Below are 17,381 nucleotides of genomic sequence, written 5' to 3'. Positions count from 1 at the left end.
CAAACCGCTGAGATATAGTGGGGTGGCTGATTTTTCTAATGATCTACTCTTCAATCCCAAGCTCCTGAATCTTCCGTGTGAGTGTGTTACGCCCCATGCCGAGTTGGGTGGCGGCTTCAATGCGGCGGCCGTGGGTGTGCTCTAGTGCCTTTTCAATTAAGATGCGCTCAAAGATTTGAGTGCGAGATTCCAGTACATTTTGCTCACCACGATTGAGCGCGTCAGTTACCTCTGCTGCAAGTGCTTCTTGCCATGAGCCGTTTGAGTCTACTTTATTGCCATCTTGTTTTAGCTCTGGCGGTAGGTCTGCAATGTCAATATTTTGGCCTGGTGCCATCACGGTGAGCCAGTGACATACGTTCTCTAGTTGGCGTACGTTTCCGCTCCAGTTGACTGCGCTGAGGAATTTAAGTGCAGCAACCGAGGGTTGTTTTGCCTCTACACCCAGTTCGGTGGCGCTGTGTTGCAGGAAGTGCTTAATCAGTAATGGGATGTCTTCACGGCGCTCACGCAGTGCTGGCAGGCGTAGGCGAATCACGTTGAGGCGGTGAAATAAGTCTTCGCGGAAGAGGCCGTTTTTAACACGCTCTTCCAAGTCTTGGTGGGTTGCGGCAATGATGCGTACGTTGACTTTAATTGGCTGATGGCCGCCAACACGGTAAAACTGGCCGTCACTCAGCACACGTAATAAGCGCGTTTGTAGATCGGCTGGCATGTCGCCGATTTCATCTAAAAACAGGGTGCCCGTGTCTGCTTGCTCAAAGCGTCCGCGGCGGCCGGCAGCAGCGCCGGTAAATGCGCCACGCTCATGACCAAATAGCTCTGACTCTAATAAGTCTTTGGGGATAGCCGCGGTGTTAATGGCAATAAACGGTTTATCTGCGCGCGGGCTGTGGCGATGTAATGCGCGAGCAACCAGCTCTTTGCCGCTGCCAGACTCACCGTTAATCAGTACGGTAGCATGTGAGCGGCTTAAGCGGCCAATGGCCCTGAAAACCTCTTGCATGGATGGTGCTTGGCCAATGATTTCAGGCGTGTCTTCCGCTACTGAACTGAAGCCACTTTCGGAGGCTTGTCTGGTGCTTTCTTCCACAGCGCGTTTGATGATATCAATTGCCTGGTCAACATCAAAAGGCTTGGCTAAGTATTCAAACGCACCGCCCTGGAATGCTGCTACCGCACTTTCCAAGTCTGAATATGCCGTCATAATAATCACCGGAATGTCTGGGTGCCTGCGCTTAATCTCACTCAGCAGGTCTAAACCTGAGCCGTTAGGCATGCGGATATCACTGACAACAACTTGTGGCTGTTCGTGGTCTAGTGCGTTGAGTGCCTCTACCACTGAGGGGAAGGTTTTGAACTCAAGATCGGTGCGGGCGAGTGCTTTTTCAAAGACCCAGCGAATAGATTTGTCGTCGTCAATAATCCAGATTGGTTTCATAGGTTTCTCTTTTTCAGTCGTGCTAGGTTAAGTTGCACAAATTTTTGCTTATTATTCTATTGGGCTACACTACATTTACTAGTGTCGTGTTTAACATCACATTAAACACTAGGCGCAATCATTGCGTTTTTGCCATCGGTTTGATTGCAGTGGTTTCAATTGGTAGCAGTATGGTGAAGCGCGTATTGCCTGGCGTGCTTTCGCAATCAATCATGCCGTGATGCTGCGTGACAAAGGTTTGAGCAAGGGTTAAGCCTAGCCCGGTGCCGCCTTCGCTGCCTGATACCAATGGGTAAAAAATACGGTCACGTATATCGGCTGGAATGCCTGGGCCGTTATCAATAATTTCCAACTTAATGGCTACACGGTAGCGCTTTCTTGCAAGGGTGACCTGACGTTCAGCACGCGTTTTAAAGGTAATTTGGCTGTTAGGAGTTTTATTGGACTGCATTGCTTGTACCGCGTTGCGTGCAATATTTAATACAGCCTGAATCAGCTTTTCACGGTCACCAATAATCTCTGGTAAGCTTAAGTCATAATCTCGCTTAATGAGAATGCTGCGTGGAGACTCGGCCAGTAGTAGGCTGCGCACGCGTTCTAATACTTCATGAATATTGGTAGGTTGATACTTGGGTACACGGTGCGGAATTAGCAGTCTATCCATCAACGCCTGTAGCCTGTCTGCCTCTTTAATAATCACTTGCGTGTATTCGCGGAGGCTAGGCGATGGTAACTCGTGCTCTAGCAGTTGTGCTGCGCCGCGCAGGCCGCCAAGCGGGTTGCGAATCTCGTGCGCTAAATTACGCAACAGCTCTGCATTTGCCTGTTGTTGAATCAGCATGCGCTCTTCACGCGCAATGCGTAATTGCGCATCCATCGGTTGGAACTCTAATATCAAACTTGCTACGATTGACTCTATAGGGGTAACCGTACAGGTAACGGCAAAGGAGTGGTGCCTATGGGTGCTGATGGTGAACTCATGCTCGCGGAATGGGCTTTGTTCTTTAATGGCGTTGTTCACCGCAAGCATGAGTATCTCGCAGTCTGGGAACACTTCATTGATCTTTTGGCCGATGATTTGGGTGGCACTAAAGGCGAATATGATTTCGGCGCCTGGGTTAACGTAAGCGACGCGGCAGTGATCATCCAAAAGGATGATTGCTGTTGCTAAATGCTCTAGGCCAGCAAAGTGGTCTGGCGTTGGTTGAACCATAATAGTGCTTCACTCATCATTTCATTAGTTGCCTTACTATAAGCAAAAGCTAGACCAGTTTTAAGCTGTGACGTGAATAAGTTTATTAAATGTGCCGAAGTTATACATCGAGCTTATTAACTCATTGAATCTCATAGTTAAAAAATTTCTGTGATGCAGTCTATCTGAGCCATATTTCTTGGTGACGCTTAATAGCCATAGATAGTGATGGTTTTAAGTATAGCAGGATTAGAAAACAAAAAAGCCGCTATTGCACCATTTAGGTGCAATAGCGGCCGTGTACGTTGTTTGATGCGTTAGGTTAGCGTAGTGAGTCGAGCTCTTTTTGCAAAAGCTCAATATTTTTCTTGTGATTGTCTACATTGGCCTGCAGGCCTTTCATTTTTTCTTCGAACTTGGGGACGTTTCTGAATGTTTGTCCCGTGGCCGTTCTGTAAACCTCTGGATTTGATTCGCCCTCAGCATAGGCTTTGTTCGCCTCCTCCAGTGCTTGTTTTTCTGCCTCAAGTTCGTTGCGTAGGATCTCTTTGCGTTTGCCATCGCGCTGGTTTTGCGTGTTGGCATCTACCCGAGGGAAGCTGTCTGGTGTTGTTGTGCGTTTGCTCGCAGCTGGGCTGGCTTTGGGCCTATTCTCGTTGGTAATGTTATTGGTGTCAGGGTCTAGCTCAAGGCGGGTAGAGCCTTTGCTCTTAATGTTGGAGTAAGTCACGCGGCCATCTGCATCTACACGCTTATAGATTTCAGCAAATGCATGGCTAGAGAGCGTAAAGGCAACCAATGATAACAATAAGTGTTTTTTCATGAGGTGAGTTTATTAGAGTTAATCAAATAAGGCAACATGGATTGCATCTGGCCTAGTACGCTGCTTAACGGTTGTTTGTGGTGTTGCGTTGACGCTGCAATTAATGTGTTTTGGTTAGCGTTAAAAATTAAAAAGGGCGATTGCTCGCCCTTTTTAATTAGATCAAACTAACAACTGCGTAAACTAGCTACGCATTAGCATGAGTAGTACAAGCCAAACTCAGCTGGGTGTGGTGTCATACGCACTTTGTTTACTTCTTCCATTTTCAATGCAATGTATGCATCGATCCAGTCGTTAGTAAACACGCCACCTTTGGTTAAGAACTCACGGTCAGCATCTAGTGCTTCAAGTGCTTGTTCTAATGATGCGCATACTGTTGGGATCTTAGCATCTTCTTCTGGTGGAAGATGGTACAAGTCTTTGGTTGCAGCTTCACCTGGGTGAATCTTGTTTTGCACGCCATCTAAACCAGCCATTAGCAATGCAGAGAATGCCAAGTATGGGTTAGCGATTGGATCTGGGAAGCGAGCTTCAACACGGCGACCTTTGTCAGAGTGCACAAATGGGATGCGGATAGAAGCTGAGCGGTTTTTAGCTGAGTAAGCTAATTTAACTGGTGCTTCGAAGTGAGGTACTAAACGTTTGTATGAGTTAGTACCTGGGTTTGTAATCGCGTTTAATGCACGAGCGTGTTTGATGATACCGCCGATGTAGTAAAGTGCGAACTCGCTCAAACCAGCGTAGCCGTTACCTGCAAATAGGTTTTTGCCATCTTTCCAAACTGATTGGTGAACGTGCATACCTGAACCGTTATCGCCAGCGAATGGTTTTGGCATGAATGTAGCAGTTTTGCCGTATGCATGTGCTGTGTTCAAGATTACGTATTTTTGGATTTGAGTCCAGTCAGCACGTTGTGTCAATGTGCTGAATTTTGTACCAATTTCACATTGGCCAGCAGTTGCTACTTCGTGGTGGTGAACTTCAACAGGCACGCCTAGTTGTTCCAATGTGATACACATTGCAGAACGGATGTCGTGTAGTGAATCGACTGGTGGCACTGGGAAGTAGCCGCCTTTAACGCCTGGGCGGTGACCTGTGTTGCCGCCTTCAAATTTCTCGTTTGATGACCATGCGCCTTCTTCAGAGTTGATGCGTACTGAGCTGCCGTTCATTGACACATCCCATTGGATGCTGTCGAAAATGAAGAACTCTGGTTCTGGACCAAAGTAAGCTGTATCGCCTAAGCCGCTTGATTTTAAGTATGCTTCAGCACGTTTTGCCAAGCTACGTGGGTCACGGTCGTAACCTTTGCCATCAGTAGGGTCTACCACGTCACAAGTCAATACCAATGTTGGCTCGTCAAAGAACGGGTCGATAAATGCAGTGCTTGCGTCAGGCATCAATTGCATGTCAGATGCTTGAATGCCTTTCCAGCCAGCGATAGAAGAACCGTCAAAAGCGTGACCTTCTGTAAATTTGTCTTCATTAAAGTGTGACACTGGCACTGTTACATGTTGCTCTTTGCCGCGTGTATCGGTAAAACGAAAATCAACAAATTTAATGTCGTTATCGATTACCAATTTCATTACATTTTCCACTGACATTAGAATCTCCTATAGTGGTGTGGGTTAAAATAAAACAAGTAAAAATTCAACTCATAAGATTAGCAGGAAACGTGCCAATCTGAAAGGTGCTAAGCGCTTGAATTTTAGGGGATAAATAAAACCAACTTCAGATTGATGCACCAATACAATGCATTTTGCGATTTTATGCACATTTTTGGTGCAAACGGGCATTGGTGACGTGGTTTGTCACAACAGGTTTAAGCATAATCTTAAAGATGGTTTATTATAATTCGAACGGCAGTAATGGTGTGAAGAAAAAGGCGTTAACAGATTGTTTTTGGACATGTAATTTGGCATGTAATTTAAGGATAAATGCATCATGAGTGAGATACAGGAAATTTTGGCGCTTGCGGAAAAGCGCGCGATTGAAAAGCGTTTGCCATATGCTGGTGCGCTTACGCCGCAGGAGGCAGATGCGATTTTGCGCGCTGATGCGAGTGCGCAGCTGGTGGATGTGCGCACCAGGGCTGAGCTGGAACTAGTAGGGCGTGTGCCGACCGCATTGCATGTGGAATGGGCTTTTTACCCCGGGATGGTGGCTAACCCGGATTTTGCAGCACATCTACAGGCGCAGCTGAAGCAAAAGGGCGCAGATAAAGATACGGTAATTATGTTTTTGTGCAGAACCGGCGGGCGTTCACATAATGCAGCCGTGGTTGCCGAGTCTTTAGGCTATCTGCATGCGTATAACGTGCTGGAAGGTTTTGAAGGCGATGCCAATGAATATAAGCAACGCACGCTGATTAACGGTTGGAAGCACGCTGGCTTGCCTTGGACAAACTGATGATGGTGGATAAGTATGCGGTGATTGGTAACCCAATCGCACACAGTAAGTCACCCTTGATTCATGCGGACTTTGCCCAGCAAACTGCGCAGGCCATGACTTATGAGGCGATCCTAGCTCCGGTTGATAGCTTTGATGCTACGGTTAAAGAGCTGATGGCGAGCGATTATAAGGGGCTGAATGTCACGGTGCCGTTTAAGTTTGAGGCCTATAAGATTTGCGATAGCTTGAGCGTCCGAGCGCAGAGTTCTGGCGCTGGTGCTGTGAATACGCTGATTAATAGTCATGGCAAAATCCACGGCGATAATACGGATGGTGCTGGTTTACGTCGAGATATTGAGCTGAATTTAGGATTTGCCATTGAGGGTAAAGAGGTATTGATATTGGGGGCAGGCGGCGCAGCGCATGGTGTATTGAATTCGCTGGCAGGTGCTAAACAGATTACGGTTGCCAATCGTAATTTGGACAAGGCGTTGCAACTGGCTGCATCGATTACTAATGGCAGCGCTTGTGCATTTGATGCGTTGGATAAGCCATACGACTTAATCATTAATGCAACGTCAGCGGGTTTGACTGATAGTATGTTGCCAATTTCGGATGCGATTTTTTCAAAAAACACATTGGCATACGACATGATGTACGGCCGTGAAACGCCATTTATGGCGCAGGCGCGTCGAAATGGTGCACAGGTGGCGGATGGTTTGGGTATGCTGGTAGAGCAAGCGGCTGAGGCGTTTTATTTATGGCGCGGCGTGCGTCCGAACACTAAGCCTGTGATGGATAAGATAAGGGCGTTGGCAACATGATCGCTTGGTTGATGAATAGTAAATCTAATGCAGCGCCTCTCAGTGTGGGCGGCTATTTAGAACGCGCGGCAGTGCTTTTTATTGCTTTTGTGCTGTTGTATCAGGTTTGGATATTTTTGCATATTTGCTGGTGGATTAAATTTAATCCCTCATCGAGTGCATTTATGGAAGACCGCTTGGAAGTTATTCAAGAAAAACGACCTGATGCCGAGCTGAAGTATCAGTGGGTGGATTATGGAAAAATATCCAATAATTTGAAGCGAGCGGTGATTGCCTCTGAGGATGCTAAGTTTCTTGATCACGAAGGTTTTGATTGGGACGGCATACAGAAGGCTTATGAGAAAAACCTGAAAAAAGGCAAGATTGTGGCTGGTGGCTCTACCATTAGCCAACAACTGGCGAAGAACCTGTTCTTATCCACCAAACGTACGCCTTGGCGTAAGGGGCAAGAGGCCATTATTACGCTTATGCTGGAAAATATGATGTCTAAGCGTCGCATCTTAGAGATTTACCTTAACGTGATTGAGTGGGGTAATGGCGTGTTTGGTGCGGAAGCTGCGGCGCGACACTACTATAAAACCAGTGCGGCGGGTTTGAGTAAAGGTCAGGCCGCAAGGTTGGCAGCAATGATTCCCAACCCCCGTTTTTACGATAAGCATCAGTACACGCGTTATCTTAATAAGCGTACCGGCACGATACAGGCCAGAATGCATATGGTGCCGGTGCCCTAGTGGAAGCGAGGTGCTTGCCACTAATTGGTTTTGATATGCGCCAAAAGTATCATCGGCTGTAGCGTAAGGAGAGGGTATGCAGTCTATAGAGGATTTCTTTAATTCGATTGTTAGCTTGCCTAGCCTGCCTAAGGTGGTACAGGAGGTGATGCAGCTGCTCAGCAAAGATAATGTTGATATTAATCAGCTAGCTAAAGTGATTGAGCAAGATGCGGTGATTGCTGCCAAAGTACTGAGGATGGCGAACTCCTCATTTTACGGCGTGACACGTGCCGTTAAAAATATCGACGATGCCGTCGCTATTTTGGGCTTGGCTAAGCTGCGTTCTTTGGTAATTGCCAGTGGCGTCACTGGCGCCATCGCCAAGGCACCGGGCTTGAATCTAAAAGAGTTCTGGTGTCGTAGCTTGGTGGCTGCCGGTATCAGCCGTGAAATTGCCAAGCAATTGGAGTTGGATGCTGAAGTGGCATACCTTGCAGGGCTCTTGCACAATATCGGTGATCTATTGCTGCACTTGGTGTCTCCTGCAGTTTTAGAGGTGGATGCTTTGTGCGCAGGAGCTTGCTCAGCGCAGCGGTGCTTGGTAGAGCGTGATGTTATTGGCCTGGATCACTGTCAGATTGGTGCCGAACTGGCGTTGCGCTGGGACTTCCCGTCTGAGATTTCACGGGTACTGCGTTACTATGCGACGCCCTTGGATAAAGCTGCATGTGCAGTTGCACCTGTGGTGTACGTGGCGGTGCACATTGCACAAGGGCTAGTGCGCGGGGATGATACCAATGCCATCACGGCTAGTTGGGATACAGAAGTGTTGCAGCGCTTGCAACTAGGGGGTGTCGATTGGCAGCCCTCAATTGAGCATTATCATAGCTTGCTGCAAGAGGCCAATGCCATGATTTAGTTGTGCTGTGATTGAGTGGCACTGATTAAAATGCATAAGCTGCATTTTAATCAGTGGGTTAGTTTATCGCTAACTACAGCATGAGTTTTAGGTATTTGGCGGTATAGCTAATCTCGTTTTTTGCCACCTCTTCCGGCGTACCTTCGGCAATCACGGTGCCGCCGCCGTCGCCGCCCTCCGGTCCCATATCGACGATCCAGTCTGCGGTTTTAATCACATCCAGATTGTGTTCAATGATTACGATAGTATTGCCGGCGTCGCGTAGGCGATGAATCACATCTAGCAATAATTGAATATCGGCAAAATGCAGGCCGGTGGTTGGCTCGTCAAGAATGTAAAGCGTACGGCCTGTGTCGCGTTTGCTTAGCTCCAAGGCCAGCTTCACCCGTTGCGCTTCGCCGCCAGATAACGTAGTGGCGCTTTGCCCTAGTGTAATGTAGCCTAAGCCCACATCAAGCAAGGTTTGCAGTTTTCTTGCAATCACGGGCTGTGCACTGAAGAAGGCATGGGCCTGTTCTACGGTCATGCCTAGAATTTCATGGATGTTTTTACCCTTGAACTGGATTTCCAGTGTTTCACGGTTATAGCGCTGGCCTTTACACACGTCGCATGGCACATATACATCGGGTAGGAAGTGCATTTCCACGCGCAATACACCATCGCCCTGACAAGCCTCGCAGCGCCCACCTTTTACGTTGAATGAGTAACGGCCTGGACCATAGCCACGGGCACGGCTTTCCGGCACGCTAGCAAATAAATCACGGATAGGCGTAAACAGGCCAGTGTAGGTAGCTGGGTTGGAGCGTGGGGTGCGGCCAATTGGGCTTTGGTCTACATCGACCACTTTATCAAAGAATGCCAAGCCGTCGATTTCATCGTAAGGCGCGGGTTCGGTGCTGCTGCCGTACAAGTGTTGAGCCACAATGCGATACAGCGTATCGTTAATCAAGGTGGATTTGCCGCTGCCGGATACACCGGTGATGCAGCTGAGTAAACCTACTGGTAGCTTCAGTGTTACATTTTTCAGGTTGTTACCAGTGGCGTTGGTCATTTTGAGCCAGCGCTCCGGGTCGGGAGCGGTGCGTTTTTTGTTATAAGTGATTTGGCGTTTTCCGCTCAAATATTCACCGGTCACAGAGTTTGTGTTGGCTTTAATTTCCGTGGGAGTGCCTTCTGCCACGATGCGGCCACCATGCTCGCCGGCACCTGGGCCAATGTCGACTACATAGTCGGCAGCCATGATTGCATCTTGGTCATGTTCAACCACAATCACGCTGTTGCCAATGTCACGTAAGCGCTTCAGGGTGTCCAATAAACGGTCATTGTCGCGCTGGTGCAGGCCGATGGATGGCTCATCAAGTACATACATAACACCGGTTAAGCCGCTGCCGATTTGTGATGCCAGCCGAATGCGTTGTGCCTCGCCGCCGGAAAGGGTTTCAGCTGAGCGTGATAGTGAAAGGTACTCAAGACCTACGTTGGTCAGGAATTTTAAGCGGTTGCTAATCTCTTTAACGATTTTGTCTGCAATCGCTAGTTTGGCGCCAGTTAACTCAAGTGATTCAAAGAAAGTAAGTGCTAACTTTAGTGGCACCTGACACACTTCGTGGATATTTTTATTGCCTACCTTCACGTGGCGTGCTTCTTTGCGTAAGCGGGTGCCTGCGCAATCTGGGCAGCTTTGTGAGTTGAGATACTTTGCCAGCTCTTCACGTACGGTTTGTGAGTCGGTCTCGTGATAGCGGCGTTGTAGGTTATTTAAAATGCCTTCAAATGTGTGGATTTTTTGATAAAACACACCGCGTTCGTTTAGATATTTAAACGCGATCTCTTCCTTACCGCTACCGTTAAGTAGTATCTTCTGAATGGGCTCGGACAACTGCTCAAATGAAGTTTCTAAATCAAACTGGTAGTGTGCGGCCAGGCTGGCCAGCATTTGGAAATAAAATTGGTTGCGCTTATCCCAGCCTTTGATGGCGCCTGAGGCTAAAGATAAATGTGGGAAAGCCACCACACGTTTCGGGTCAAAGAAGTTGATGTTGCCCAAACCGTCGCAAGTTGGGCATGCACCCATTGGGTTGTTGAAAGAGAACAGGCGAGGCTCTAGTTCGGCAAGTGAGTAGTCACACACTGGGCATGAGAACTTGGCGGAGAATAGCAACTCTTTATCAGTATCCATTTCCACTGCAATTGCTTTGCCATCCGCTAAGCGTAGTGCAGTTTCAAATGACTCTGCGATACGTTGCTTCATGTCTGGCTTAACCTTGATGCGATCAATCACAACGTCGACATTATGCTTGGTGGTTTTGGCTAGCTGCGGTAGCGCATCTATCTCGTAAATCTTACCGTCAACACGTAGCCTTACAAAGCCCTGCGCCTTCAACTCTTCAAATAAATCAATTTGCTCACCTTTGCGGTTGGAAACCACAGGTGCCAATATCATGAGTTTAGTATCTTCAGGCAGTGCTAATACACTATCTACCATTTGGCTGACAGTTTGTGCCTCAAGCTTGATGCCGTGCTCCGGGCATTCTGGGTCGCCAGCGCGTGCGTATAACAGGCGCAGGTAATCATGAATCTCTGTGACAGTGCCTACGGTAGAGCGCGGGTTATGTGAGGTGGATTTTTGTTCAATGGAAATTGCGGGAGACAGGCCTTCAATCAAATCGACATCCGGTTTGTCCATGCGTGCCAGAAACTGGCGCGCATAGGCCGAGAGTGACTCTACATAACGGCGCTGCCCCTCTGCGTATAAGGTGTCAAAAGCTAGCGAAGATTTACCGGAGCCGGAAAGACCGGTAATCACAACCAGTTGATTACGTGGAATATCCAGCGAAATATTCTTTAAGTTGTGCGTACGCGCACCGCGAATACGAATTAAATCCATATAGCTAAATCCATTGTACTTTTACTCACCTGCGTGTCTGATAAAATAGCGGTGTAATCAACACAACATTTTATGATGTAGGTAAAGTTTGTGAAAGAGGTGGTGTTTTGGCCCATAAGCCTTGCCAGCAAACGCTGCATGCCATAAAACGGGCGATTGGCCGTGTGCAATTTTATGAAACATTCAGGTTAACATTAAGGCAACCTGCTAATATACCTACTTTTACGCATTTAGCTTAATTATTTTTCATGTCTTCACCGCAACATCTCTCATCAGAAAAAATGACCCCGGCAGAAACCCGTGCGACCTTGAGCTTAGCCTCTATCTATGGCTTGCGCATGTTTGGTATGTTTTTGATTTTACCGATTTTTGCAATTTATGCATCTACCTTGCCTGGCAACCCTAGCAGCTTTATGGTGGGCTTGGCGCTAGGTGCGTACGGCTTAACCCAAGCTTTGCTGCAATTGCCATTTGGCATGGCCTCAGATAAATACGGCCGTAAGCCAATGATTTATCTGGGTTTGGCTATTTTTGCCCTGGGTAGTTTGGTGGCGGCTTTGGCTAGCAGTATTGAAGGCATTATTATTGGCCGTGCCTTACAGGGCGCGGGCGCTGTTTCTGCGGTAGTGACGGCATTGGTTGCAGATCTAACACGTGATGAGCACCGCACCAATGCCATGGCAACGATAGGTATGACCATAGGCGTTGCGTTCTCGGTATCATTGGTTGGCGGCCCGATATTGAATCAATGGATAGGCGTGCCGGGTATTTTTGCATTGACCGGCGTGCTGACCTTAGCAGCTATTGCTGTCGTGCGTTTTGTGGTGCCAGATCCTGTTCACAGCCATTACCATTCTGATGCTAGCGCCACGCCTGCCAGATTAAAAGATGTGCTTAAAAATAAGCAGTTATTGCGTTTGAATTACGGAATTTTTGCCTTGCATGCAGCACAAATGGCAATGTTTGTGGTGGTGCCGTTTGCGATTGTGAGCGCTAGCGGCATGCATGAAAATCAGCACTGGCAGATCTATTTGCCTATCGTATTAGCCTCCTTTGTATTAATGGTGCCGGCGATTATTTATGCAGAAAAGCAATCGCAAATGAAGCGCGTATTTGTGCTTGCGATTGCCATGATGTTGGTGGCGCAATTGATGTTTTCGGTGTCCATACATTATTTCTGGGGGATTGTTGCCTCGCTGACGGTTTATTTTGTGGCGTTTAACGTGCTGGAAGCTTCATTGCCATCCTTAATCAGCAAGATTGCACCAGCCGCCGCTAAGGGTACGGCGATGGGTGTTTATAACACCGCGCAGTCTTTAGGTATCTTTGTTGGTGGCGCTTTAGGTGGCTATCTTTCACATGTTTATGGTTTTGCCAGCGTGTTTATATTTTGTGGCACGATGATGCTTTTATGGCTATTATTAGCGTTTTCTATGCAAGCACCGTTAGCGGTAAGAACCAAAATGTACACCATGGAAGAATCTGCCGACCAGATGACGGCAGAGGTGGCAGCTAACGTGAGAAACAGCCTTGCTAAACTGGCTGGCGTGATAGAGGCTGCAGTGTTGCCGCAAGAGCGCACCGTGATATTGAAAATAGATAAATCGTATGATTGGGATGACGCCCAAGTGTATCAATTGTTGAGAGGATAAACATGGCATCAGTAAATAAAGTGATATTGGTTGGCAATCTTGGTCGCGACCCAGAAGTGCGCTATATGCCAAACGGCGAAGCGGTATGTAACTTCAGTATTGCTACAACCGATAGCTGGAAAGATAAATCAGGTGCCAAGCAAGAGCGTACCGAGTGGCACAATATCGTGATGTACCGTAAGTTGGCTGAAATTGCGGGCGAGTACTTGAAAAAAGGTCGCCCGGTCTATGTAGAAGGCCGCTTGCAAACCCGTAAATGGCAAACCAAAGAAGGCCAAGACCGCTACACCACAGAAATTATCGCAGACCAAATGCAAATGCTGGGCGGCCGTGATGGCGGTGGTTCTAATGCTAGTTATGACGGCGGCATGGATCAGGGCAGTGACTACGGTGATTATAATCAAGCGCCTCCTAGCCAAAGCCAAGCAAAACCAGCGCCAGCGGCTAAGCCTGCAACTAGTGGTTCAGGTTTTGATGATTTTGAGGATGATATTCCGTTTTGATCGACACAATACTAATATTTGTTGATTTACTTTAGAAAAAGCCAGCTTTTAGCTGGCTTTTTTATTGGGCAATATGGTGGTAAAAATGGCTGCTTGGATTGATGCAATCGATTAAGCCACAATTTTCCCTGCGTTGATGTACACCATATTATTGGTGATTTGCATGATTTCGTCTTTAGAGTGGCTGATGTAAATCATGGGGATGTTGATTTCATCCGCCACTTTTTTTAAAAACGGCAGAATCTGGCTTTTTAAGGACTCATCTAAAGAGGCCATGGGTTCATCTAGCATCAGCAGTCTAGGTGAGCTGAGTAAGGCGCGACCAAGTGCAACGCGCTGTTTTTCGCCGCCAGATAGCTGGTGTGTCGTACGTTTGAGTAAGGCGCCAATTTCCAGTAAATTGATGATGTCGTTGAAATGAAACTGCTGTTCATTCGTGGGGGTGAACTTCAATGGGTAGCGTAAGTTATGCTCCACGTTTAAATGTGGAAATAAGCGCGCATCTTGAAACACTAGGCCGATTCTGCGTTGATGTATCGGTTTGTTAATTTTTTTCTCATCATCAAACACGGCTTCCCCGTTGATCATCACGCGGCCTTGGTCAGGTTTGCTAATGCCGGCAATAATGCTAAGTAAAGTGCTTTTGCCTGAGCCGGATGGGCCAAAGATGGCGGTCACGCGCTGATCTAGCTGTAGTGCTACGTCGAGGGTGAAGTCTGGGCGTTTAAGTGTGGCGTTAATTTCAATCATGGGTATGCCCAATCTGCTGGCTTGCCTTACGCTCAAGTCTGTCGCTAATCATGAGCGCACCCAGCGCCAGCGCCATGCTGATAATCACCAGTCGCAAGGCGGCTAAATCACCATCAGGCGTTTGCGTGAGAGAGTAAATGGCAAGTGGCAAGGTACGGGTTTCATTTTCGATATTGCCAACAAACGTTATCGTCGCGCCAAACTCGCCCATGCTGCGGCTAAATGCCAGAATGAGGCCGGTAATAATCCCTGGCATAGATAAGGGCAGGGTGACGGTAAAAAACACGCTGAGCGGGCGCGCACCCAATGATTGGGCGGCTAGCTCTAGGCGGCGGTCCACATGCGAAATCGCTAGCCGGATAGAGCGTACCATGAGTGGAAAGGCCATCACTGCTGATGCTACCACTGCACCCATCCAGGTAAAGGCGATGCTAAAGCCAAAGTGGGTATTGAGAAACTTACCAATCAAGCCATTATTGCCAAGCAACAGTAACAACAGGTAGCCTGGCACAACGGGCGGCAATACCAGCGGCAGATGAATCAGGCTATCCAACAATGATTTGCCAAAGAAGGACTTTCTGGCAAGTAGCCAGGCTACTGCAATTGCTGGTGCAATAGTGAGTACTACGCAACATACTGCTACCTTAAGTGATAGCAGCAGTATGCTGATTTCGGCTGGCGTAAAATTGAAAAAGTCCAACATTTGATTTGCGTGTTATTTCTTTCCTAAGTTTTTTTCTAGGAAGCTAAAGCCGTACTTGGTGAAAATAGCTTTTGCCTTATCTGATTTTAAATATTCATAAAAGTCTGCAGATTTCGCGCTGGCATCTTTAGTGAGCGCCAACGGGTACAAAATTGGCTCATGCGTATTATCTGGAAAGGTGGCGATAACTTCAACCTTGTTAGATATTTTTGCATCAGTTTCATACACGATACCTACTGCACACTCAGCTCTTTCCACCAAAGTTAGTGCTGCACGCACATCTTGCGTGCCTACTATTCTGGACTGGCCTGCATCCAACCATGCGAGTGAAGTTAGTGCTTGCTTCGCATAAATACCTACGGGTACGGATGCCATTTCCCCGGTACAAAGTTTGCCATTAAATGCGCCAAAGAAGTCGAAAGATTTTTGCATGTTTACATCAAAACGTTTACCTGCGGGTGCAATCAGCACCAGATTATTGGTCAGCAAGTTACTGACCGTACTGTCTTTTAGTGTGCGTTTATCTTTTAAGTAATTCATCCACTTCGTGTCCGCAGAGATAAAAATATCTGCGGGTGCACCGTTCTCGATTTGTTTTGCGAGTGCAGACGAGGCTGCAAATGATGACTTAATCTGCGCGCCTTTCTCTTGCTCGTAGTTTGCCGAGATTTCATTGATGGCGTTAGTCAGGCTGGCTGCCGCGAACACAACTACTGCGTCTTTGTTTTCCGCCGCATTTAAGCTTGAGGTAAACGCCAAGAAAATGCTGACGATTGCTACCTTTAAGTATTGATTAAATTGCATGATGAACTCCAAGTTTTACATGAATAGTTTAGAACGCACTGATTTCAAATTGCACGTACAGATAGTCAGAGTTGTCTCTGCGCGTCGGGTCGTTTTTATTGCTGGCGATGCGCACGGCATTCTTGGTGAAGTCACCAGCCATAAAGTGGGCGTAACCAATTGTGGTGTAGATATGGTTGTTAATCGGGAAGCGTGCTGTGATGTCGAACTCTTCGCCAATATCGCTACCGCTTAAGCCTTTTGTATCTCTCAATGTGGCTGGGCCCCAGCTGTCAGTGTCGCTTTCCAAGCGATACCAGCTATAGCCGGTGTCAATTTTCAGGTTTTTGATAAAGCTAACTTTCGGGTCAAACTCTGCTCTTATCTTGGTTGCGCGTATGTTAGACATTTCTATGGTGTCGCTGTTAGACCATGGGCGTGCGAAGCCAAACAAGCGTTCAAAACGCTGGTTTTTCTTGTCGGTTGAACTCTTATCACCAGTTGCCACGCCATAGAAGCCGCTTAGTCTTGGTTTCCAGGATTGGTCAAATGTGTAGCCAACTTCTGCGTTGTAGGCATAGGCATCATGGTCGACTTTAGTTTTATTAGTGAGGCTGGTGTCTTGCTCACCCCATTGTTTGGTGTAGTTGGCATCGTAGTCCCAACCGGTTTTACCTAACACGCCGTATGCGCGTAAGCCTGCGGTGTGTATGGTGCGGTCAATTCTGCTTGTTAAGCTTGTTACATCGCGGCCATTGAGGTCGTATTTCACTTTGTCGCCATCTTGCTCTAGCAGATAGTAGTAAGGTTGTAAGTTAATGACTTGAGACCACCTTCTCCAATTTGCTAGTGCGCCATAAAAATGCTGCGCATCGTTATCTTCGTCTGCCTGAACCGTAAAACGTTGCACCGGCTTGAATGCAAAGGTTTCTAGCTGCCAGTCATTACTTTGTTGACCGATGACAGCACGCACGCCTTCAAAGTTGTTGGTGGTGTTGCGATAGCCATTGCGCGCTACCAGTCTTTTGTCGCCTTGCTCCAATGCTTGGCGACCCACTTTAATGCTGATAGGGCGCTCGTTGCCTAGGTCATCTTTGCCTAACAGTGTTTCTTTAAAGAACAGCTCAAGGTAAGCCTGTACGACCTCGCCTTGGTTGACGTCGCGGGTGTCGTACTCGCGGCTAAACTGGCTATGGTTGCGTCTGGCATCGCCAAGTTCTACCGCAAAACGCAATGGGTCTAAAATATCTTTAATGCCAATATAGGCACGTGTTCTGAGCAGGATTGGGTCATCAATTACGTCTTTGGCGCGTCTAAAGTCGTTGTCACGATGCTCGTAACGAATGCGGTGGTCTAAACCGATATCCAGCCAGTTAACATCCTCAAGGCCACTCACATCCTTTAACCATGTCTTATTCAGCTGCTTTACATATTTTGGCGGCTCAGTTTCTAATGAGGTGCCAAAACTTTTGCGCTCTACATAATATGAGCCAATGCTGCCATCAGCAGCTGATGCGTATTGCATCCCTGTGGCTAATAAAAGCGGCAAGCAAAAGATGCTTGCGTATGAGTTGGTGCGAGGTGGACTGGGTGTGGTTGGTGGCGTAGGTGTTTTCATTTGTATGAATTGTTGTAACGTTTGAATAATGTGCAATTTAATCACAAACACCGATGTGTTTCAATGAATATAGCGGTAGCGTTGCTGTCGATATTTTTTAAAGGTATAAACGGCCATATTTAAGCTAGTTAGATGTTTTTAATTTTTTAGGCACTATAATTAGCAATATGCTAAATAATCAG

General features: G+C 47.4%; 15 protein-coding genes. 6 read left to right on the top strand and 9 right to left on the bottom strand.

The features are described from left to right. Positions 1-43 precede the first annotated feature (43 nt). From ntrC to glnA, 4 genes are all read right to left on the bottom strand, one after another. Complete coding sequence (gene ntrC / locus MMOL_RS10830) at positions 44-1,441, bottom strand: nitrogen regulation protein NR(I) (RefSeq protein ID WP_015833078.1); 1,398 nt, start codon at positions 1,439-1,441, stop codon at positions 44-46. 118 nt (positions 1,442-1,559) lie between these two features. Beyond that, positions 1,560-2,654 (bottom strand): nitrogen regulation protein NR(II), encoded by a 1,095-nt coding sequence (gene glnL / locus MMOL_RS10825; RefSeq protein WP_015833077.1) that lies wholly within the window; start codon positions 2,652-2,654, stop codon positions 1,560-1,562. A gap of 301 nt (positions 2,655-2,955) precedes the next feature. Then, complete coding sequence (locus MMOL_RS10820; RefSeq protein ID WP_015833076.1) at positions 2,956-3,456, bottom strand: DUF4124 domain-containing protein; 501 nt, start codon at positions 3,454-3,456, stop codon at positions 2,956-2,958. 194 nt (positions 3,457-3,650) lie between these two features. After that, positions 3,651-5,060 (bottom strand): type I glutamate--ammonia ligase, encoded by a 1,410-nt coding sequence (gene glnA / locus MMOL_RS10815; protein WP_015833075.1) that lies wholly within the window; start codon positions 5,058-5,060, stop codon positions 3,651-3,653. A 340-nt stretch (positions 5,061-5,400) separates the two neighbouring features. Here glnA and MMOL_RS10810 point away from each other — a divergent pair, with 340 nt between their 5' ends. The 4 genes from MMOL_RS10810 to MMOL_RS10795 all read left to right on the top strand — a co-directional run bounded on the left by MMOL_RS10810 (position 5,401) and on the right by MMOL_RS10795 (position 8,303). Next, positions 5,401-5,865, top strand: a complete 465-nt coding sequence (locus tag MMOL_RS10810; RefSeq protein WP_015833074.1) for a rhodanese-like domain-containing protein — start codon at positions 5,401-5,403, stop codon at positions 5,863-5,865. 2 nt (positions 5,866-5,867) lie between these two features. Continuing rightward, positions 5,868-6,671, top strand: a complete 804-nt coding sequence (gene aroE, locus MMOL_RS10805; RefSeq protein WP_041928886.1) for a shikimate dehydrogenase — start codon at positions 5,868-5,870, stop codon at positions 6,669-6,671. Further along, positions 6,668-7,402 (top strand): monofunctional biosynthetic peptidoglycan transglycosylase, encoded by a 735-nt coding sequence (gene mtgA, locus MMOL_RS10800; RefSeq protein WP_015833072.1) that lies wholly within the window; start codon positions 6,668-6,670, stop codon positions 7,400-7,402. The genes aroE and mtgA overlap by 4 nt, the downstream gene beginning before the upstream one ends. A 76-nt stretch (positions 7,403-7,478) precedes the next feature. Further along, complete coding sequence (locus tag MMOL_RS10795) at positions 7,479-8,303, top strand: HDOD domain-containing protein (RefSeq protein WP_015833071.1); 825 nt, start codon at positions 7,479-7,481, stop codon at positions 8,301-8,303. 73 nt (positions 8,304-8,376) lie between these two features. Here the strand turns inward: MMOL_RS10795 and uvrA are convergent, their stop codons facing one another. Then, complete coding sequence (uvrA, locus tag MMOL_RS10790; RefSeq protein ID WP_015833070.1) at positions 8,377-11,190, bottom strand: excinuclease ABC subunit UvrA; 2,814 nt, start codon at positions 11,188-11,190, stop codon at positions 8,377-8,379. A gap of 248 nt (positions 11,191-11,438) precedes the next feature. Between uvrA and MMOL_RS10785 the strand changes: the two genes are divergently transcribed. Then, positions 11,439-12,842 (top strand): MFS transporter, encoded by a 1,404-nt coding sequence (locus MMOL_RS10785; protein ID WP_015833069.1) that lies wholly within the window; start codon positions 11,439-11,441, stop codon positions 12,840-12,842. Positions 12,843-12,844: 2 nt separating this feature from the next. Beyond that, complete coding sequence (locus tag MMOL_RS10780) at positions 12,845-13,345, top strand: single-stranded DNA-binding protein (protein ID WP_015833068.1); 501 nt, start codon at positions 12,845-12,847, stop codon at positions 13,343-13,345. Positions 13,346-13,456: 111 nt separating this feature from the next. Here the strand turns inward: MMOL_RS10780 and modC are convergent, their stop codons facing one another. From modC to MMOL_RS10760, 4 genes are read right to left on the bottom strand one after another with little or no spacing between them, the layout of a single operon-like run. Then, entirely contained in the window at positions 13,457-14,095 is a 639-nt protein-coding gene (gene modC, locus MMOL_RS10775; protein ID WP_015833067.1) for a molybdenum ABC transporter ATP-binding protein, read from the bottom strand. After that, positions 14,088-14,798: a molybdate ABC transporter permease subunit gene (gene modB, locus MMOL_RS10770; RefSeq protein ID WP_015833066.1), complete on the bottom strand. Its 711-nt coding sequence runs from the start codon at positions 14,796-14,798 to the stop codon at positions 14,088-14,090. Before modB ends, modC begins: the two co-directional genes overlap by 8 nt. Positions 14,799-14,810: 12 nt before the next feature. After that, entirely contained in the window at positions 14,811-15,602 is a 792-nt protein-coding gene (modA, locus tag MMOL_RS10765) for a molybdate ABC transporter substrate-binding protein (protein WP_015833065.1), read from the bottom strand. Positions 15,603-15,630: 28 nt separating this feature from the next. Continuing rightward, positions 15,631-17,130, bottom strand: coding sequence for an alginate export family protein (locus tag MMOL_RS10760; RefSeq protein ID WP_238524379.1), 1,500 nt, complete (start codon positions 17,128-17,130; stop codon positions 15,631-15,633). Positions 17,131-17,381 lie beyond the last annotated feature (251 nt).

The organism is Methylotenera mobilis JLW8, assembly GCF_000023705.1.
In the GTDB taxonomy this organism is placed as follows: domain Bacteria; phylum Pseudomonadota; class Gammaproteobacteria; order Burkholderiales; family Methylophilaceae; genus Methylotenera; species Methylotenera mobilis.
The sequence above is the reverse complement of the archived record's forward strand: the minus strand, read 5'-3'. Positions and strand labels throughout refer to the sequence as shown.

What these genes read in the sequence shown, in the direction of transcription:
- ntrC (WP_015833078.1), bottom strand. Translation starts at nt 1,441, where the DNA reads ATGAAACCAATCTGGATTATTGACGACGACAAATCTATTCGCTGGGTC.
- glnL (WP_015833077.1), bottom strand. Translation starts at nt 2,654, where the DNA reads ATGGTTCAACCAACGCCAGACCACTTTGCTGGCCTAGAGCATTTAGCA.
- MMOL_RS10820 (WP_015833076.1), bottom strand. Translation starts at nt 3,456, where the DNA reads ATGAAAAAACACTTATTGTTATCATTGGTTGCCTTTACGCTCTCTAGC.
- glnA (WP_015833075.1), bottom strand. Translation starts at nt 5,060, where the DNA reads ATGTCAGTGGAAAATGTAATGAAATTGGTAATCGATAACGACATTAAA.
- MMOL_RS10810 (WP_015833074.1), top strand. Translation starts at nt 5,401, where the DNA reads ATGAGTGAGATACAGGAAATTTTGGCGCTTGCGGAAAAGCGCGCGATT.
- aroE (WP_041928886.1), top strand. Translation starts at nt 5,868, where the DNA reads ATGGTGGATAAGTATGCGGTGATTGGTAACCCAATCGCACACAGTAAG.
- mtgA (WP_015833072.1), top strand. Translation starts at nt 6,668, where the DNA reads ATGATCGCTTGGTTGATGAATAGTAAATCTAATGCAGCGCCTCTCAGT.
- MMOL_RS10795 (WP_015833071.1), top strand. Translation starts at nt 7,479, where the DNA reads ATGCAGTCTATAGAGGATTTCTTTAATTCGATTGTTAGCTTGCCTAGC.
- uvrA (WP_015833070.1), bottom strand. Translation starts at nt 11,190, where the DNA reads ATGGATTTAATTCGTATTCGCGGTGCGCGTACGCACAACTTAAAGAAT.
- MMOL_RS10785 (WP_015833069.1), top strand. Translation starts at nt 11,439, where the DNA reads ATGTCTTCACCGCAACATCTCTCATCAGAAAAAATGACCCCGGCAGAA.
- MMOL_RS10780 (WP_015833068.1), top strand. Translation starts at nt 12,845, where the DNA reads ATGGCATCAGTAAATAAAGTGATATTGGTTGGCAATCTTGGTCGCGAC.
- modC (WP_015833067.1), bottom strand. Translation starts at nt 14,095, where the DNA reads ATGATTGAAATTAACGCCACACTTAAACGCCCAGACTTCACCCTCGAC.
- modB (WP_015833066.1), bottom strand. Translation starts at nt 14,798, where the DNA reads ATGTTGGACTTTTTCAATTTTACGCCAGCCGAAATCAGCATACTGCTG.
- modA (WP_015833065.1), bottom strand. Translation starts at nt 15,602, where the DNA reads ATGCAATTTAATCAATACTTAAAGGTAGCAATCGTCAGCATTTTCTTG.